This window comes from Flavobacterium sp. (assembly GCF_043779715.1).
Classification (GTDB): domain Bacteria; phylum Bacteroidota; class Bacteroidia; order Flavobacteriales; family Flavobacteriaceae; genus Flavobacterium.
The window spans coordinates 1-17,192 of sequence record NZ_JAYWDT010000143.1 but is presented as its reverse complement, the minus strand read 5'-3'; the positions used below and the strand labels follow the sequence as shown (position 1 = coordinate 17,192).

Below are 17,192 nucleotides of genomic sequence, written 5' to 3'. Positions count from 1 at the left end.
TTATTTATTTTCAAAAAAACAATTTTTTTATTAAAAAAACCTTAAAAAAATTGAAAATAGTTGCTTTTCGCTATATTTTATGTTGTTAGAAATTAAATTATATTTTTTCTTTGAGCTTTCCACCATCTTTCTGGTACTTCGCCTGCGCATGCAGCTAAATAATCTTCGTATACGCAAGGCAATAACGTAGATTTCTTTAATTTATTGTTTTGCATTGATATAAAAGGTATCTCAATCCACCATCTTTCTGTAATATTACTTTTGTAAAAAACAAGTTCGTCTTCCAAAGTAACAATATATTTGATATAATTCTCTTTGATTCCAAAAGGATATTCGTTCGATCTAAAATGAAATCCTTCTACAAAATACCATATTATTTGTGCTATTAAAGTCGATTCTTGTTTGGCACTTTTGTGATTAAAAACGCCAAAAGAACTGACTTTATCACTAATTCCGGCATATCTTGACAAAGAACAAATTTCTTTGCCTGAAAAACCGTTAGGAACAAATGTAGCGAAATTTCCTGAATCTGAAGATTTTACTGATAACAAATCGATACTTACTAAATCCGCATCACGAAAAACAGGTTCAGCAATTGACGGATTGTTACAAACTTCTCCCAAACGATAGGCATCGAAGTATAATTTTTCGATTAAATCTATTTCTTCTTGCGCATTAAAATAAGTCTGAAAACCTATATTACTATAGTTAAACAGATTATTTGGTTCATCGACAATCATTTTTGTTAAATACGATTCCGATTCTAAGCCGTTTTCTCGTGCAAAATCGAATGTACTGTCTATCGAGACCACATTAACCATTTGCTCTAACTGGTCATAAGCACGATACATAGCGTAGGTTAAATCTTGCGAACCACCTATAATTATAGGAACAACTTTATTTTTGATGAGATGAGAAATAGCAGTTTTTAGAACATAATAAGTGTCTTCTAACGATTCTCCTGCCAAGATATTTCCTAAATCGACAATCTGTGTTTGCCAATTCCCTGGAAACAAGCTATAAAACTCTTTTCTTATGTTTGATAAATCGACAATTTCGTTCGAATCGCCCAATCCTCTATTTTCTAAAACACCAATGACTGCAATAGATGCATTTTCGATGTTTGGAAATTCAGCATCAGTATGGAACACAACCTTTTTGCCCAAAGTTTGCGGTGACAATCCTTGAATAAATGTTAAAAAATTTTCGTCTAATGGTTGTAAAAAATCGAATGCCATATTTTATTTCTTTTTAGCAACTGCTTTCTTTGCGGCAGGTTTCTTAGCTGCTGCTTTTTTGGCTGGCGCTTTTTTTACAGGTGTTTTCTTAGCAATCATTTCTTGCACTTCGACCAATGTCAGTTTTGTTGCGTCAACGTCTTTGCTTAATTCTATTTTAATTTTACCTTTTGTAATTTCAGATCTTCCCCAACGGGCTTTTTGAACCAAAATTCCTTCAGCTTCCCAATTATGGATTACCTTATCGATGTTTTTTTGAATTTTATCTTCAATAATCGTTTCAATATCTTGTTGTGATAAATTATTGAAATTATATTTTGTGCTTACGTTTATAAAAATACCATTCCATTTCAAGAAAGGTCCAAAACGACCTGTTCCCTTTTGTACGCCTTCACCTTTATAAACTGCAATTGGTGCATCGGCCAATAATTTTTCGTCGATTAATTCCTGGGCTCTATTCAAATCCACATTCAAAGGTTCTTCGCCTTTTGGCAAAGAAACAAACGTAGTTCCGAAGCGAATAAAAGGACCATAACGTCCGTTTGAAACCTCAACTTCTTCACCTTTATAAGTACCCAAATTTTTTGGAAGTAAAAATAAATTCAATACTTCTTCTAAAGTAATATTTCCAATATTTTGTTCTTTCAATAAACTGGCGAATGTTTTTTCTTCATCATCGGCAGCACCAATTTGAGCCATTGGTCCAAATTTACCCAAACGAACAGAAACCGGTTTTCCAGATTTTGGATCTATTCCTAGAATTCTTTCGCCTGATTCTCTATCAGCATTGGCTTCGACATCTTTTACTGTAGGGTGAAATTTATCGTAAAAATCTTGCATCATTTTTGCCCATTCGATATTTCCTTCGGCAATTTCATCAAAATCTTGTTCTACTTTTGCAGTGAAATTATAATCTAAAATATTATCAAAATTCTTCACTAAGAAATCGGTCACAATTGTACCAATGTCTGTTGGAACCAATTTTCCTTTATCAGATCCTGTATTTTCTTTAAGCAACTTCTCTCCTACTTTACCAGACTGAAGCATTAATTGCGTATAATTTCTTTCTTGACCTTCTAGATTTCCTTTTTCAACATAATTTCTATTAATAATCGTAGAAATTGTTGGCGCATAAGTAGAAGGACGACCAATACCCAACTCTTCTAATTTTTTCACCAAAGAAGCTTCGGTATATCTTGCTGCAGCTCGAGAATATCTTTCGGTTGCGGTGATATAATTATTTGCTAGTTTTTCATTTACTTTCATCGAAGGCAACATACCTTCCTGTTCTTCTTCGTCATCATCATGCCCTTCTAAATATACTTTTAGAAATCCTTCAAATTTAATTACTTCTCCAGAAGCAGTAAAAATTTCCGAATGATTATTAGCTTCGATTTTAACATTGGTACGTTCCAACTCAGCATCACTCATTTGAGAAGCTAATGTTCTTTTCCAAATTAAATCATACAAACGTGCTTGATCACGGTCGATATTCACAGTGTGTTGCGACATATCGGTCGGACGAATCGCCTCGTGTGCTTCCTGTGCGCCTTTGCTTTTATTGACAAAAGTTCGAGGTTTAGCATATTCTTTTCCGTAAGATTTAATAATTTCAGCTTGTGCAGCTTCCATCGCATCTTTAGATAAATTCACACTATCTGTTCTCATATAAGTAATAAGTCCAGCTTCGTACAAACGTTGCGCTAATTGCATGGTAATTCCTACTGGTAAATACAATTTACGAGCCGCTTCTTGTTGCAAAGTCGACGTAGTAAATGGTCCTGCTGGTGTTTTTTTGGTAGGTTTTGTTTCTAAATCTCCTACCTTATATATAGAACCGATATTTTTATTTAAAAAATCTTCGGCTTCTTTTTTAGTATTAAAATTCTTAGGTAGTTTTGCTTTGAATGATTTTCCAGCTTCGTTAGTAAATTCAGCCTGAACAGAATAAGTCGCAACAGGTTTAAAATTGATGATTTCTCTTTCTCTTTCTACAATTAGCCGAACCGAAACCGATTGTACACGACCAGCCGACAATCCTCCTTTTATTTTTCTCCACAATACTGGAGATAATTCGTAACCTACTAATCTATCTAAAACACGACGTGCTTGCTGTGCATTAACTAAATTATAATCTATTTCACGTGGATTGTCTATTGCTTTTAGAATAGCAGTTTTTGTGATTTCGTGAAAAACAATACGCTTCGTTTTTTTAGGATCTAGCTTTAATTCTTCGGCAAGATGCCAAGAAATAGCTTCTCCCTCGCGATCCTCATCGGAAGCCAACCAAACCATATCGGCATTTTTGGCTAAAGTTTTTAGTTTAGAAACCAACGCTTTTTTGTCGGGCGAAACTTCGTATTTGGGTTTGAAACCGTTTAACACATCGACACCAATTTCTTTAGAAGGCAAGTCGGCAATATGGCCATAACTTGATTCTACTTGAAAATCTGCTCCAAGAAATTTTTCGATTGTTTTTGCCTTTGCAGGTGATTCGACTATTACTAAATTCTTTGCCATTATGTTTTTATTTCTCCGGCAAAAGTATGGGAATTTTTTAAATATTACGGTTTTGGTGCTTTTAAAAATAAATATTGTGATTTAATTGCGGGTTTTGCGTGTTCCGAATGACACTGATTCTCATTGATTAAATGATTGGAAAATTAGATGATTAGCACATTACGAATGACACTAATTTTTACTAATTATTAAGGTTAGATTTATTTTCGAATATTATTTAACCTACTAATTTTAAGGATTGTTGGGTTATTTGCTTACTTTAGTTTATTGAATTTATTTTTGTTAAAATAATACTTCAACCAAACACATTACTATTGAAAACACGAATTTTATTCCTCATCCTTTTATACTTGCTAAGCATAAACCTTGTGATTTCTCAGGAATGGAAGAATTTAAAATCTTACCAGAAAGCAACGAACCAATCATCGCTTGCGGAAGGTTGCTGGTTAAAAAAGGACAGAAAACAACACAATCCGGTTTGGAATCAAGCCAATATATTTAACCTCTCGGCAGAAAATGGGAATTTTAAATACAAAACTATCAGTCAGATACGGGACTTTTATATATGGTTTGATTTGGAAAGAGAAAAACAAGGACATGACATAAAATGGATTAAAACCGCTGGAATGGTGGCTGATCAGCTTTCAAAATTAGATTGTGATTTTATCCGCATTTTTGTGGTGAGAAACAAAGAAGTGGTGACTTTTGCCAATGAAGGTTCTCAAAAAGTATTTGCTTTTGCTTTCTCGCAATTAAAAGGTCTTTATTTTTCTGATACAATACTCAAACGAACAGCAGCAAAAGATTGGGATAAGGATTACGGAATGAAAGAACAATGTGTAATATTAGAGCCTTTATATGAGAAGTTATCTCCAAAAGCACTTTGGAAATTAGACCGAATGGCGAAAGGAAAAGGAATTTTTGTTTTTGGGGTTTCGAAAGAATGGAAATTTGTGGGTAGTATTGAAGATTGCAATGCTAGATTTGAGCATGGAATGAGCAAGAATGATTAGCAGATTGTTTCAAATAAATTTTTGTTAAATAAAACTGCCATCTTGTCAGATTTTTTCTTTTGCACTATCTTTGCCAAAGAATTTGACTTATGGAAAAGATTATCGAAGAAAGCAAACAAGGTGAAAGTCTTGTTTTAGAAAATAAACCCGAGAATACCAAGAAACTTTTTATAGAGAGTTATGGTTGTGCAATGAATTTTTCGGACTCGGAAATTGTAGCTTCTATCCTCTCCGGAAACGGCTATAATACTACAAATATTTTAGAAGAAGCCGATTTGGTTTTAGTAAATACTTGTTCTATTCGAGACAAAGCAGAGCAAACTATTCGCAAGCGTTTGGAGAAATACAATGCCGTAAAACGTATTAATCCAAAAATGAAAGTAGGAGTTTTAGGCTGTATGGCCGAACGTTTGAAAGACAAATTTCTGGAAGAAGAAAAAATTGTCGACTTAGTTGTGGGTCCTGATGCTTATAAAGATTTACCAAATTTATTGAACGAAGTTGAAGAAGGTCGTGATGCAATAAACGTAATTTTGAGCAAAGATGAAACCTACGGAGATATTTCTCCAGTTCGATTGATGAGTAACGGAATCACAGCGTTAGTTTCTATTACTCGTGGTTGCGATAATATGTGTACGTTTTGCGTAGTTCCTTTTACTCGTGGACGTGAACGTAGCCGTGAACCGCAAAGTATCATGGCAGAAATTCAGGATTTGTGGGATAAAGGTTTTAAAGAAATTACACTTTTAGGTCAAAATGTAGACAGTTATCTTTGGTATGGTGGCGGATTGAAAAAAGATTTCACCAATGCTACCGAAATGCAAAAAGCAACTGCTGTCGATTTTGACCAATTGCTAGAAATGGTTGCTGTTAGTTTTCCGAAGATGAGAATTCGTTTTTCGACTTCAAATCCACAAGATATGCACGAAAGTGTTTTACACGTTATTGCGAAACATCCTAATATTTGCAAACACATTCACTTACCTGTTCAATCGGGAAGCAATCGAATTTTGAAAGAAATGAATCGTTTGCATACCCGTGAAGAATATATGGTTTTGATTGATAAAATAAGAGCCATTATTCCAAACGCATCTATTTCGCAAGATATGATTGCTGGTTTTCCTACCGAAACCGAAGAAGACCACCAAGATACTATGAGTTTGATGAATTATGTGAAATATAATTTTGGCTATATGTATAGTTATTCGGAACGTCCAGGAACATTGGCAGGAAGAAAAATGGAAGATGATGTAACTGAAGAAATAAAAGCCAGAAGATTACAAGAAATTGTCGATTTACAACAAAAACACGCTTGGTTGCGAAGCGAAGAATTCATAGGGCAAACAGTAGAAGTTTTAGTAGAAAAAGTATCAAAAAAATCGACAGAAGAATTTTCTGGAAGAAATTCGCAAAGCATTACCGTGGTTTTTCCAAAAGAGTATTATAAGATTGGTGATTTTGTAAATGTGAAAATTGAAAGTTGCACAAGCGGTACTTTGAAAGGAATTGCGGTTGGTTTGAGTGAGATGAATTAAAAAAGTTAGCCACAGATTAAAAAAAGTTTAAAAAAATGTCGAAAAAAAACATAATTATGGCAATAATTGCATTTGTAGTAGGATTTGCAATTACTTTTTATACCATTAGAACTTACTTTCCAAAACACAAAACTGAGGAAACGACCAATCTAAAATAGATTGACACTAAATGAATAATTTCCGCAATTTATACTTGTGTAATTCTTGACAAAACAAAATAACTATGGAATCAGTACAATCAATAAAACAAAGATTCGAAATTATTGGAAATGACCCAAAGCTGAATCGTGCAATCGAAAAAGCGATACAAGTGGCTCCTACTGATATTTCGGTATTAGTAGCTGGAGAAAGTGGCGTTGGTAAAGAAAGTATTCCTAAAATAATACATTCACTTTCTCACAGAAAACACGGCAAATATATTGCTGTAAACTGTGGTGCAATTCCAGAAGGAACCATAGACAGTGAGCTTTTCGGACACGAAAAAGGAGCTTTTACAGGCGCAACAGGAACTCGTGAAGGCTATTTTGAAGTAGCTGATGGCGGAACAATATTTCTTGACGAAGTGGGCGAATTACCGCTCACAACACAAGTTCGTTTACTTCGTGTTTTAGAAAATGGCGAATTTATAAAAGTAGGCTCATCGCAAGTACAAAAAACCAATGTTCGTATTGTCGCCGCAACAAATGTCAATTTATTTGATGCCATCGAAAAAGGAAAATTTCGTGAAGATTTATATTACAGGTTAAGCACTGTCGATATTCTATTGCCTTCTTTACGTGACCGAAAAGATGATATTCATTTACTTTTCAGGAAATTTGCTGCCGATTTTGCACACAAATACAAAATGCCTCCTTTGAAATTAGATGACAATGCAGTTTCGGTTTTACAAAAATTTCGTTGGTCAGGAAACATTCGTCAATTGCGAAATATGGCTGAACAAATCTCGGTTTTAGAGACCAATCGTGATATTACAGGAGCCACTCTACTATCTTATTTACCACAAGAAGGAAGCAATTTGCCATCGGTAATTAAAAGTAAAAAATCAGAAAGCGACTTTTCGACCGAAAGAGATATTTTGTACAAAGTCCTTTTTGATATGAAAAGTGATTTGCACGATTTGAAGAAACTAACGTTGGAATTGATGAAAAATGGTTCGGCAAAAGTGCAAGAAATCAACACCAATCTAATTCAGAAAATATACGGTTCTAAGGAAGCTGACAGCGAAATTTCGTTTGAAGAAGAACCAAGAAACACAACCTTCAATAATCATGATGAAGAAAATGAATTTGAAGAAAGTGAAGATAATTATTTATTTGCCGAAACAATTGAAGAGGAAGAAGTCTTGAAATTGGAGCAACGTGAAATTGAAATGATTAAAAAATCGTTAGAAAAAAACAAAGGAAAACGAAAAGCGGCTGCAGACGAATTAGGAATTTCCGAAAGAACTTTGTACAGGAAAATAAAACAATTTGACCTTTAATTGATAATGAATAATTGACAATTGACAATTATTTGAATATCTTTGGCTCGAGTACCGATAGCTATCGGTACGAACTGGCGAAGCAATTTTTAAATAAAATGAATAAAATAAAATACATAATTTTAATTTCATCCTTTTTTTTACTTCAAGGTTGTTCTGTTTACAACTTTACTGGAACAGGAAAAATTGATGCAAAAACTTTTCAAGTAGGTTATTTTCAAAACGTTTCAGAATTAGTAGAACCGGGAATAGATCGGGATTTTACACGTCGTTTGCAGGATTTAATTCAAAATCAGACCAACTTAAATTTAATCTCAACCGATGGTGATTTAGTTTACGAAGGCGAAATTGTAGATTACAGAATTAGTCCAATGACTGCCACGGCCGATTTAACCGCAGCCCAAAGTAGATTATCAATAACTATAAATTTAAGATTTTCAAATAAAAATAAACCAGAAGAAGATTTCGAAAAACGTTTCTTTTTTTATGATGATTTTCCAGGAAATAATTTACCTACAGGAGCGCAACTAAAAAAATCTCTAGACTTAATTTTCGAACGCATATCGCAAGATATGTTTAACGCTACATTAGCAAAATGGTAATATAATGGTTATTTGTTTATTTGGTTAACTAAATAAACAAATAACCGATTAAACTAAATGAACGTAACAGAATATACTTATTTAATTAACAAACCCGATGCCGTCAATGACAGGCAAATCATTGCTTTGGAAAAAATCCTGCATGATTTCCCTTATTTTCAAAGCGCTAGAAGTTTGCATCTAAAAGGTTTATACAAACAAGATAGTTTCAAGTATAATTCAGAATTAAAAAATACAGCAGCTTTTACAACCGACAGAACTATTTTATTTGATTTAATTACTTCTGAAAATTTTGTAGGCATTCAAAAAGGTTTTTTTGAAGAAAAAGAAGCTCAAATCCTTGATATAAAAGTTATAGACAGCACAATTATAGAAATTGTTGAAGCTGAAATAAAACCAGAAATTAACAGCCTCGAAAAATCGATTATCTCATCAATAACAGAAGCAAATCAAGATATTAAAGACGAAATAACACCCGAACCCATTGAAGAAGTTTCAGCTATTGAAGAAAAATTAGAAATAGGAAAACCACTAACATTTAATAATTCCGAAACACATTCGTTTCAAGAATGGTTACAATTGGCCAAAGTAAAACCAATACTTAGAGAAGAAAATCCTGTTGCAGAAAATAATTTATCTTCAAAATTAGATATTATCGACAAATTTATAGAAGCCAATCCTAAAATTTCGCCAGTTAAAAAAGATACTTCAACACCTGTAGTTGCTATAAAAACAGAAGACAATTCATATCTAATGACCGAAACATTAGCCAAGGTTTATTTAGAACAAAAAAAATATAGCAAAGCAATTCAAGCTTATGAGATATTAATTTTGAAATATCCAGAAAAAATTACTTTCTTTGCAGACCGAATTTCGGATATAAAAACGTTACAACAAAATAATAATAGTTAAACAATGAGCACATTTACAATTTTTTTAGTCTTAATAACAATAGTTTGTTTCTTACTTATCGTAGTAATCATGGTTCAAAACCCTAAAGGTGGTGGATTATCTTCTTCATTAGGAGGTTCAACTCAAATGGGTGGTGTACAAAAAACAACAGACTTTTTAGACAAAAGTACTTGGTATCTTGCAGGTGCATTAATCGTATTGATTTTAATGTCAAGTTTAAGTTTTAACGGAGGAAATGCAGACACTGGTTCTAAAGTTATTGATGATAGTGCAATTACAGCACCAGCAATTCCTAGCGCACCACAAGCAACTCCGGCAGCTACTACTGAAACAAAATCAGCAGAAACACCAGCTACTACTGAAGCTGTAAAACCAGCAACAGAAGAAGCTAAAAAATAGTTCACACGAAATAAAAATTAAAATGCCAGCCTGTCAATGCTGGCATTTTTTATAAGAAAAAATGTCAGTTTTAATGGCTTGGCATAATTTCTGAAAAGACAATAATATCAATAAAATAAAACAAACATATAGCATTATGGCATTAAATATCAAACCACTTTCAGACAGAGTTCTTATAGAGCCAGTAGCTGCTGAAACAAAAACAGCTTCAGGAATTTTTATTCCAGACACTGCCAAAGAAAAACCACAAAAAGGAACTGTAGTTGCCGTAGGAAACGGAAAAAAAGACGAGCCAATTACTGTAAAAGTGGGGGATTCTGTACTTTACGGAAAATATGCTGGAACTGAATTGAAACTAGAAGGAAAAGATTATTTGATCATGCGCGAAGAAGACATTTTAGCGATCATCTAAACCAAATAAACGATTAACCAAATCAACACCCGAGCGATAGCGAACGGATGAAATAAATAAACATTAAAATGGCAAAAGATATAAAATTTGATATTGAGGCACGTGACGGATTAAAACGTGGTGTAGATGCATTAGCAAACGCAGTAAAAGTAACCCTTGGGCCAAAAGGTCGTAATGTAATTATTGGAAAAGCTTTCGGAGGACCAACCGTGACTAAAGACGGAGTTACTGTTGCAAAAGAAATAGAATTGAAAGACCCGTTGGAAAATATGGGGGCTCAAATGGTAAAAGAAGTAGCATCAAAAACCAATGATTTGGCAGGTGATGGAACTACAACTGCAACTGTTTTGGCACAAGCTATTGTAAAAGAAGGTTTGAAAAACGTAGCTGCTGGAGCCAATCCAATGGATTTGAAACGCGGTATAGACAAAGCAGTTGAAGCTATTGTTGCCGATTTGACCAAACAAGCTAAAGTTGTTGGAAGTGATTCAGAAAAAATAAAACAAATCGCTTCTATTTCTGCTAATAATGACGAAGTAATTGGTGAGTTAATCGCTAATGCTTTCGCAAAAGTTGGAAAAGAAGGAGTTATAACTGTTGAAGAAGCTAAAGGAACAGATACTTACGTAGATGTTGTAGAAGGAATGCAATTTGACAGAGGATATCTTTCTCCGTATTTTGTAACCAATCCAGAAAAAATGGATGCAGAATTAGAAAGCCCATACATCCTTTTGTATGACAAAAAAGTATCTTCTCTAAAAGAATTATTGCCAGTTTTAGAACCAGTTGCACAATCAGGGAAACCATTGTTGATTATTGCTGAAGATGTAGATGGTGAAGCATTATCAACATTGGTAGTAAATAAATTACGTGGCGCATTAAAAATTGCTGCCGTAAAAGCACCAGGTTTTGGAGACAGAAGAAAAGCCATGTTAGAAGACATCGCTATTTTAACTGGCGGAACTGTAATTTCTGAAGAAAGAGGATTTACTTTAGAAAATACAACTATCGAAATGTTAGGAACTGCAAAAAGAGTAACTATCGATAAAGATAATACAACGATTGTAAGTGGTGCTGGAGAAGCCGATATGATTAAAAATCGTGTCAATCAAATAAAAGGTCAAATGGAAGCTTCGACTTCTGAATATGACAAAGAAAAATTGCAGGAACGTTTAGCTAAATTAGCTGGTGGAGTTGCAGTTCTTTATGTTGGCGCTGCTTCTGAAGTAGAAATGAAAGAGAAAAAAGACCGTGTTGACGATGCTTTACACGCAACTCGTGCTGCAGTTGAAGAAGGAATTGTTGCTGGTGGTGGTGTCGCTTTATTAAGAGCTAAAAATGTATTAAAAGACATTAAAGCGGATAATGCAGATGAAGCAACAGGAATTCAAATTGTATCTCGCGCTGTAGAGGCTCCGTTAAGAACTATTGTAGAAAATGCAGGTTTGGAAGGTTCAGTTGTAGTTGCAAAAGTTGCCGAAGGAAAAGGTGATTTTGGTTACAATGCTAAAACTGACGAATATGTAGATATGTTAAAAGCCGGAATTATCGATCCTAAAAAAGTAACTCGTGTAGCATTAGAAAATGCAGCTTCTGTTGCTGGTATGATTCTTACTACCGAATGTGCTTTAGTAGAAATAAAAGAAGAAAACGCCGGTGGCGGACAAATGGGTGGCGGTATGCCAGGCATGATGTAATATTTTTAAGCTAAAAGTTAAAATCCATTATAAAAAAATCCGATTAGAAATTTCTAATCGGATTTTTTTTATAATTCAAAAATTCTTAATCTTCTAAATGAACTGACTTTTTTAGCAGCTTAAACAATACAGGAAAAGTGGTTACTGCGACAATTCCAATCACAATATATTCGATATAATGTTTCAAATCAATATGAAATTTTTCTAAAAACAACTGATACAAATAATGTCCCGAAAAAATCATTGTAAATGCCCACAAAAAAGAACCTAAAATATTAAAAAACATAAAATTCTTTTTGTTCATACCTACAATTCCAGCAATAACTGGTGTAAATGTTCTCACAATAGGTATAAATCTTGCAAAAATGATTGCTTTGTTTCCGTATTTGTCAAAAAAGGCTTTTGCATCTAATAAATATTTTCTTTTGAACAAAAAATTATCTTTTCGATTATATAAATATGCGCCACTTTTTGACCCAAACCAATAGCCAAACATATTTCCCGTAATTCCCATCATAGCTACTAAAGATGCTAAAACTGTAACGTTAAGGAAACCATTTCCTAATGAGATTTGTTGCATTAATGCTTCGCTATAAATACCAGCCAGAAACAACAAACTATCTCCTGGCAGAAAAAAACCTGCTAACAATCCTGTTTCTGCAAAAACGATAAACAATACTACAATTAATCCTATCTTAATACCATTAAATTCTAATAAAATATAAAATTCTGGATTAAAAAGTTGTTTCCAATCAAAGTTATTCATGTAGTAAATATAAATGTTTTATTTTAAAAAAGCGAATGTACCACAATTAGTAGATTCGCCCAATTTAAATATATTAATGTTGTATTAAATATTAAGCTGATAAACATCGTCTAAATCATCATTAGAACTATAATTTACGCCTAAATCGGTTACAAATCCAGAGTTTAGCCCATAAACCCAACCGTGTAAATATAATTCCTGTCCGTTTTTCCATGCGTTTTGTACAATCGATGTTTTTGCTAAATCCGATACTTGCTCTATAACATTTACTTCAACAAAACGATTAAAACGTTCGTTCTCGTCAACAATAGCATCTAATTCAACTTTATGATGACGGTATACATCTTTTATATGACGAATCCAATTGTCAATAATTCCTACTGAAGCATTACCCATAGCAGTTTTTACACCACCACAACCATAATGTCCGCAAACTAAAACATGTTTTACTTTTAGCACATTTACAGCATAATCTAGTACGCTTAGCATATTCATATCACTATGAATAACCATATTTGCAATGTTTCTGTGTACAAAAACTTCTCCAGGTTTTGCTCCTATAATTTCGTTTGCAGGAACACGACTGTCAGAACAACCTATCCATAATAATGGCGGACTTTGTCCTTCCGATAAATCTTTAAAATAATTAGCATCAATTTTTAATTGATTTTCAACCCACTTTTTGTTATTATCTAATATTTTTTTATAAAACTCACTCATCTATTCTCTTTTTTATTTTAAACCAAGCTCTGAGTATCTTTTATAAATAATGTGTCTTTATAAAAAGTAACCTTACCCGTTTCTATATTGTGCATAGCTCCAATAATTCCAATCTCTCCTTTTTCGACCATTTGTTCAATAATATTGCTACGCTCGAGAATGCTTTTCACACTTCGCTTCACATTAATTTCGGCTACATTTTCTACAAAAGCAGCATTTTTAGAAGTTCTGTCTTCATTTGTACTTTTTTCTTGATAAACAGCTGGTTGTATTTTAGATAATAATTCTGTTAAATTCCCCATTTCTACGTGGTCGCAAGCACCTTTTACAGCACCACATTTACTATGGCCAAGTACTACAATTAGCTTGGAACCTGCCACTTTACAAGCGAATTCCATACTTCCTAAAATGTCGGTATTTACGATATTTCCTGCAATTCTAACCGAGAATACATCACCAAGTCCTTGGTCGAAAATTAATTCTGCCGATGTTCTACTATCAATACAACTCAATATCGTAGCAAATGGCCACTGACCATCAACCGTTGCATTTACTTGTTCTAATAAATCTCTATGTGCTTTAAGATTGTTTACAAATCTTTCATTTCCCTCTTCTAAAAACTCCAATGCTCTTTGTGGAGTCATTTGTTCTTGTGATTCTCTATTGTGTGCTTTCATAATTATATATTATTTTTTATTTTAAATTTCTTAAAAAGGCAAATTATTGAAAATGGCTATTTGAAACTGATTTCGATTAGAATTCTCGAGTGTTTGTGCCATAAACCCTGCTTCGATTTTAATGTTTTTATGGATATAATAACCTAATGCGCCATACAAGCGATTTCTGTCAAATATTGGACTCTCTGCGTTTATAAAAATCTCATTATATGCAGATAAATAAATTGTATTTTTTTCCAATGTTTTAGTCTTTATAGGAATATTAATTCCTAACAAATATCGGAAACGCATTTGAAAATTAGCTTTAATAAAACGCTCTTCAATTCTATATCTATGATGAACTGATAGTCGTCCTATTTTTTGTTTAGTAATAATCTGCTGGTAAATCCTATGCTCGTTTGAATCTGTTTTTTGTTCAGAATTGGGTATGTACTTTCGGGTATTAATAAATCCATAACCTAACAGAAGATTGTTATTATCTTCTGTTAGATTGTATCCAATTCCTGTTCTTAATAACAATTGATTGGTATCGCCAATGAAATTGTAATTTCTATATTGAACTTCATTATGCCAATTCCATTTTGGATTAATCTTTTGATTACCAAAATACATAAACCAATTACCCGTTTCCGATTTTTGAGAAAAAGAAAGATTACAAAAGCATATAAAAACAATATTTATATATACTAATTTCATTATTACGAATTTAGAATTGTGCTTTTTAAACTTTTTGTTCTACAAAAACATGTTTGTCTTCTTCACCGGTATTTACTAAATCGTATGCTTTTTTGAAGCCTACTAATTTAACTTTTATATTTTCTTCTTTCGATTTTATTTTTTTAAATTCTTTTATCAAATCTAATACATCGTGTGCAATATATACTGTGTCTGACGCATTAATTATGACTTTTGAATTTTCTGGAATAGAAGCTAAAGTCGACTTAATCGCTGCTTTATTTAAAAAAGATACCTCTTGTGCCAAATCAATATGTATTACATCGCCATCATGAAAAGTTTCTTTCCTAAACACATAGGCTCTTTGCATATTTCCCTTCAAAATAAAAATGACACTTATAATAATCCCCAAAGCTACACCTTTTAGCAAATCGGTAAAAACAACTGCTAAAAAAGTACAAATAAATGGAATAAATTGGTATTTCCCTTTTTCGAAAAAGTGTTTGATAATTTTGGGATTTGCCAGTTTATAACCCACAAGTAATAGTATTGCTGCTAATGTTGCTAATGGAATTTTATTCAATACAAAAGGTATTGCTAAAGCACTTACTAACAACAACAAACCATGAATTATAGATGACATTTTAGATTGCGCTCCTGCATTTGCATTTGCCGAAGTTCTAACCACAACAGATGTCATAGGTAAGCCTCCTAATAATGAACTTATAATATTACCAATACCTTGTGCTTTTAGTTCGACATTAGTATCTGTATAACGTCTGTGTATATCCATTCTATCTGCCGCTTCTATGCAAAGTAAGGTTTCAATAGAAGCAACAATGGCTATAGTAAAAGCTACAATCCAAACTTGTTTGTTTGTAATTGCCGAGAAATTTGGCGTGACAATTATGTTCTTAAAATCATCAAAAGTAGTAGGAACAGGTAACGAAACTAGATGTTCACCCATAATTGCTAAACTACTTCCTGAATAAATAAATAACTGATTCATCGCAATTCCAACAATTACAGCGATTAACGCAGCTGGAACCAATTTTAAATTTTTAAGAAAACTAATTTTGTTCCAAGAAATTAAAATTACCAACGAAACTACCGTAATAATAACTGCACCTAACTGTATACTTCCTAAAACAGATAATATCTCAGAAAAAGTATTTTCTCCATCAGATTGCATAAAAGATAAATCCCCTTCATAATCTTTATCATATCCTACAGCGTGTGGAATTTGTTTTAAGAAAATAATTACACCAATTCCGGCAAGCATTCCTTCAATAACATTAGTCGGAAAATAATTAGAAATAGTTCCTGCCTTGAGAAAACCGAGTGCTAGTTGCAATAATCCTGCAAGAAAAACTGCAGTTAAAAACACATCGAAAGCTCCCAAATCGGTTATAGCTACTAATACGATAGCTGTTAATCCTGCTGCAGGTCCAGAAACACTTAAATGAGATTTACTCAAAAATCCTACAACAATTCCTCCTATTACTCCCGAAATAATTCCTGAAAACAATGGTGCACCCGATGCTAAAGCAATACCCAAGCATAACGGTAATGCCACCAAAAAAACCACTAATCCGGCAGGAAAATCCGAATTAAGGTTGGCAAAAAGATTTGTTTTTTTTGTCATAATACCTTTAAAAAATTTAAAATAATAATTTACTCAAATACTATTTGAGCTAAAATAAAATATTTTAAACCTTAGGCGGAAGTATATCAAGCGAAGTATATATTTTGTAGTCTTTAATAAGGTAATTCTCTGAAATTTTATTAAAATCTTTTACCTCAATAAAGGAAGCGTAATTTACATCATTAAAAATAAATTCTAATTTTAGTTCCTTCTCTTCCTTAGATTTTTCTTCGTCTTCAACCATACTAATAGAAAAATCATTATCGCTATCAATCAGGCAAATAATGCTAGGGGCCGATTGCGCAAAAATAAAAATGAATAAAAGTATTTGTGCCAAAAATTTCATGTGGCGAATTTAAAAAAACAAATCATTTTTTAAACACACATTAACATTTTATTTATAAAAAAACTCCTTGATTTTTTTCAAGGAGTTTTTTTTATCGTTCGTATTTACAACAACTATGTAGATTATCGTAATCTTTATCCGTTGCTTTTACAGCATCTGTATCGTGACCTACTTTTGCAATGGCTTTCTTAACATCAAGAACGCCGGTTTTTTCTTCATTCAAAATAAGATTTAACTGATGCGTTTCAATACTCCAAGTTGCCGATTTTACTCCCAAAACGCCTAAAGCTGCTTTTTGAATTCGTTTCTGACATTGTTCGCAATTGCCATTTACATCGATCGCATATTTGGCATTTTTGTTCTTTTTAGCTTCTTGTGCATTCACAGAAAATCCAAGAAAAGAAACCATTAGTATTATAATTATATTCTTCATTTTTATATTTTTTTAATTGATATTAAAACCTATTTAATCTTAAATCGCAAACCTGCATAATACATTTGTCCAAAAATTGGAGCATATACAATACTACTGTCAAAACTTGTTCCAAAAGGATT

At 32.8% G+C, this 17,192-nt stretch carries 18 protein-coding genes and 1 pseudogene; 9 read left to right on the top strand and 10 right to left on the bottom strand.

The window, feature by feature from the left end; all coding sequences use genetic code 11:
* Positions 1–92: 92 nt before the first annotated feature.
* Both ACH2BG_RS07265 and topA read right to left on the bottom strand, forming a co-directional pair.
* Positions 93–1,238, bottom strand: a complete 1,146-nt coding sequence (locus tag ACH2BG_RS07265) for a formimidoylglutamase (RefSeq protein WP_395047040.1) — start codon at positions 1,236–1,238, stop codon at positions 93–95.
* Positions 1,239–1,241: 3 nt separating this feature from the next.
* Positions 1,242–3,758, bottom strand: coding sequence for a type I DNA topoisomerase (topA, locus tag ACH2BG_RS07260; RefSeq protein ID WP_395047039.1), 2,517 nt, complete (start codon positions 3,756–3,758; stop codon positions 1,242–1,244).
* Positions 3,759–4,072: 314 nt separating this feature from the next.
* Between topA and ACH2BG_RS07255 the strand changes: the two genes are divergently transcribed.
* The 3 genes and pseudogenes from ACH2BG_RS07255 to ACH2BG_RS07245 all read left to right on the top strand — a co-directional run.
* Positions 4,073–4,771, top strand: coding sequence for a hypothetical protein (locus ACH2BG_RS07255; RefSeq protein WP_395047038.1), 699 nt, complete (start codon positions 4,073–4,075; stop codon positions 4,769–4,771).
* Between the two features lie 89 nt (positions 4,772–4,860).
* Positions 4,861–6,306: a tRNA (N6-isopentenyl adenosine(37)-C2)-methylthiotransferase MiaB gene (gene miaB, locus ACH2BG_RS07250; protein WP_395047037.1), complete on the top strand. Its 1,446-nt coding sequence runs from the start codon at positions 4,861–4,863 to the stop codon at positions 6,304–6,306.
* A 223-nt stretch (positions 6,307–6,529) separates the two neighbouring features.
* Positions 6,530–7,069: pseudogene (locus ACH2BG_RS07245) on the top strand (sigma-54 factor interaction domain-containing protein); the annotation flags it as partial.
* A gap of 227 nt (positions 7,070–7,296) precedes the next feature.
* Here the strand turns inward: ACH2BG_RS07245 and ACH2BG_RS07240 are convergent.
* Complete coding sequence (locus ACH2BG_RS07240) at positions 7,297–7,485, bottom strand: helix-turn-helix domain-containing protein (protein WP_395047042.1); 189 nt, start codon at positions 7,483–7,485, stop codon at positions 7,297–7,299.
* Here ACH2BG_RS07240 and ACH2BG_RS07235 point away from each other — a divergent pair.
* The 6 genes from ACH2BG_RS07235 (at position 7,403) to groL (ending at position 11,808) form a co-directional block, all read left to right on the top strand.
* Complete coding sequence (locus ACH2BG_RS07235; RefSeq protein WP_395047041.1) at positions 7,403–7,786, top strand: helix-turn-helix domain-containing protein; 384 nt, start codon at positions 7,403–7,405, stop codon at positions 7,784–7,786. The two genes, ACH2BG_RS07240 and ACH2BG_RS07235, sit on opposite strands and share 83 nt — an antisense overlap.
* Before the next feature lie 98 nt (positions 7,787–7,884).
* Positions 7,885–8,388, top strand: a complete 504-nt coding sequence (locus ACH2BG_RS07230; RefSeq protein WP_395047036.1) for an LptE family protein — start codon at positions 7,885–7,887, stop codon at positions 8,386–8,388.
* Positions 8,389–8,445: 57 nt separating this feature from the next.
* Positions 8,446–9,300 (top strand): tetratricopeptide repeat protein, encoded by an 855-nt coding sequence (locus ACH2BG_RS07225; RefSeq protein ID WP_395047035.1) that lies wholly within the window; start codon positions 8,446–8,448, stop codon positions 9,298–9,300.
* 3 nt (positions 9,301–9,303) lie between these two features.
* Positions 9,304–9,699 carry a preprotein translocase subunit SecG gene (secG, locus tag ACH2BG_RS07220; RefSeq protein WP_395047034.1) on the top strand — a complete coding sequence of 132 codons (396 nt, stop codon included), beginning with the start codon at positions 9,304–9,306 and terminating at the stop codon, positions 9,697–9,699.
* 136 nt (positions 9,700–9,835) lie between these two features.
* Complete coding sequence (gene groES, locus ACH2BG_RS07215; protein ID WP_395047033.1) at positions 9,836–10,111, top strand: co-chaperone GroES; 276 nt, start codon at positions 9,836–9,838, stop codon at positions 10,109–10,111.
* Between the two features lie 68 nt (positions 10,112–10,179).
* A complete protein-coding gene (gene groL / locus ACH2BG_RS07210; protein ID WP_395047032.1) occupies positions 10,180–11,808 on the top strand; it encodes a chaperonin GroEL in 1,629 nt (542 codons plus the stop codon).
* An 85-nt stretch (positions 11,809–11,893) separates the two neighbouring features.
* Here groL and ACH2BG_RS07205 read toward each other — a convergent pair whose 3' ends face one another.
* The 7 genes from ACH2BG_RS07205 to ACH2BG_RS07175 all read right to left on the bottom strand — a co-directional run bounded on the left by ACH2BG_RS07205 (position 11,894) and on the right by ACH2BG_RS07175 (position 17,070).
* Positions 11,894–12,574: a DedA family protein gene (locus ACH2BG_RS07205; RefSeq protein ID WP_395047031.1), complete on the bottom strand. Its 681-nt coding sequence runs from the start codon at positions 12,572–12,574 to the stop codon at positions 11,894–11,896.
* Between the two features lie 84 nt (positions 12,575–12,658).
* Positions 12,659–13,294, bottom strand: coding sequence for a carbonic anhydrase (locus ACH2BG_RS07200; protein ID WP_395047030.1), 636 nt, complete (start codon positions 13,292–13,294; stop codon positions 12,659–12,661).
* 17 nt (positions 13,295–13,311) lie between these two features.
* Positions 13,312–13,971, bottom strand: coding sequence for a carbonic anhydrase family protein (locus ACH2BG_RS07195; protein WP_395047029.1), 660 nt, complete (start codon positions 13,969–13,971; stop codon positions 13,312–13,314).
* A 30-nt stretch (positions 13,972–14,001) separates the two neighbouring features.
* Complete coding sequence (locus ACH2BG_RS07190) at positions 14,002–14,667, bottom strand: DUF2490 domain-containing protein (RefSeq protein ID WP_395047028.1); 666 nt, start codon at positions 14,665–14,667, stop codon at positions 14,002–14,004.
* 25 nt (positions 14,668–14,692) lie between these two features.
* On the bottom strand, positions 14,693–16,291 hold the full coding sequence (locus tag ACH2BG_RS07185; protein ID WP_395047027.1) for a SulP family inorganic anion transporter: 1,599 nt from the start codon (positions 16,289–16,291) through the stop codon (positions 14,693–14,695).
* 64 nt (positions 16,292–16,355) lie between these two features.
* Positions 16,356–16,637, bottom strand: coding sequence for a hypothetical protein (locus ACH2BG_RS07180; RefSeq protein ID WP_395047026.1), 282 nt, complete (start codon positions 16,635–16,637; stop codon positions 16,356–16,358).
* A gap of 91 nt (positions 16,638–16,728) precedes the next feature.
* Positions 16,729–17,070: a heavy-metal-associated domain-containing protein gene (locus ACH2BG_RS07175; RefSeq protein WP_395047025.1), complete on the bottom strand. Its 342-nt coding sequence runs from the start codon at positions 17,068–17,070 to the stop codon at positions 16,729–16,731.
* Between the last annotated feature and the right edge of the window lie 122 nt (positions 17,071–17,192).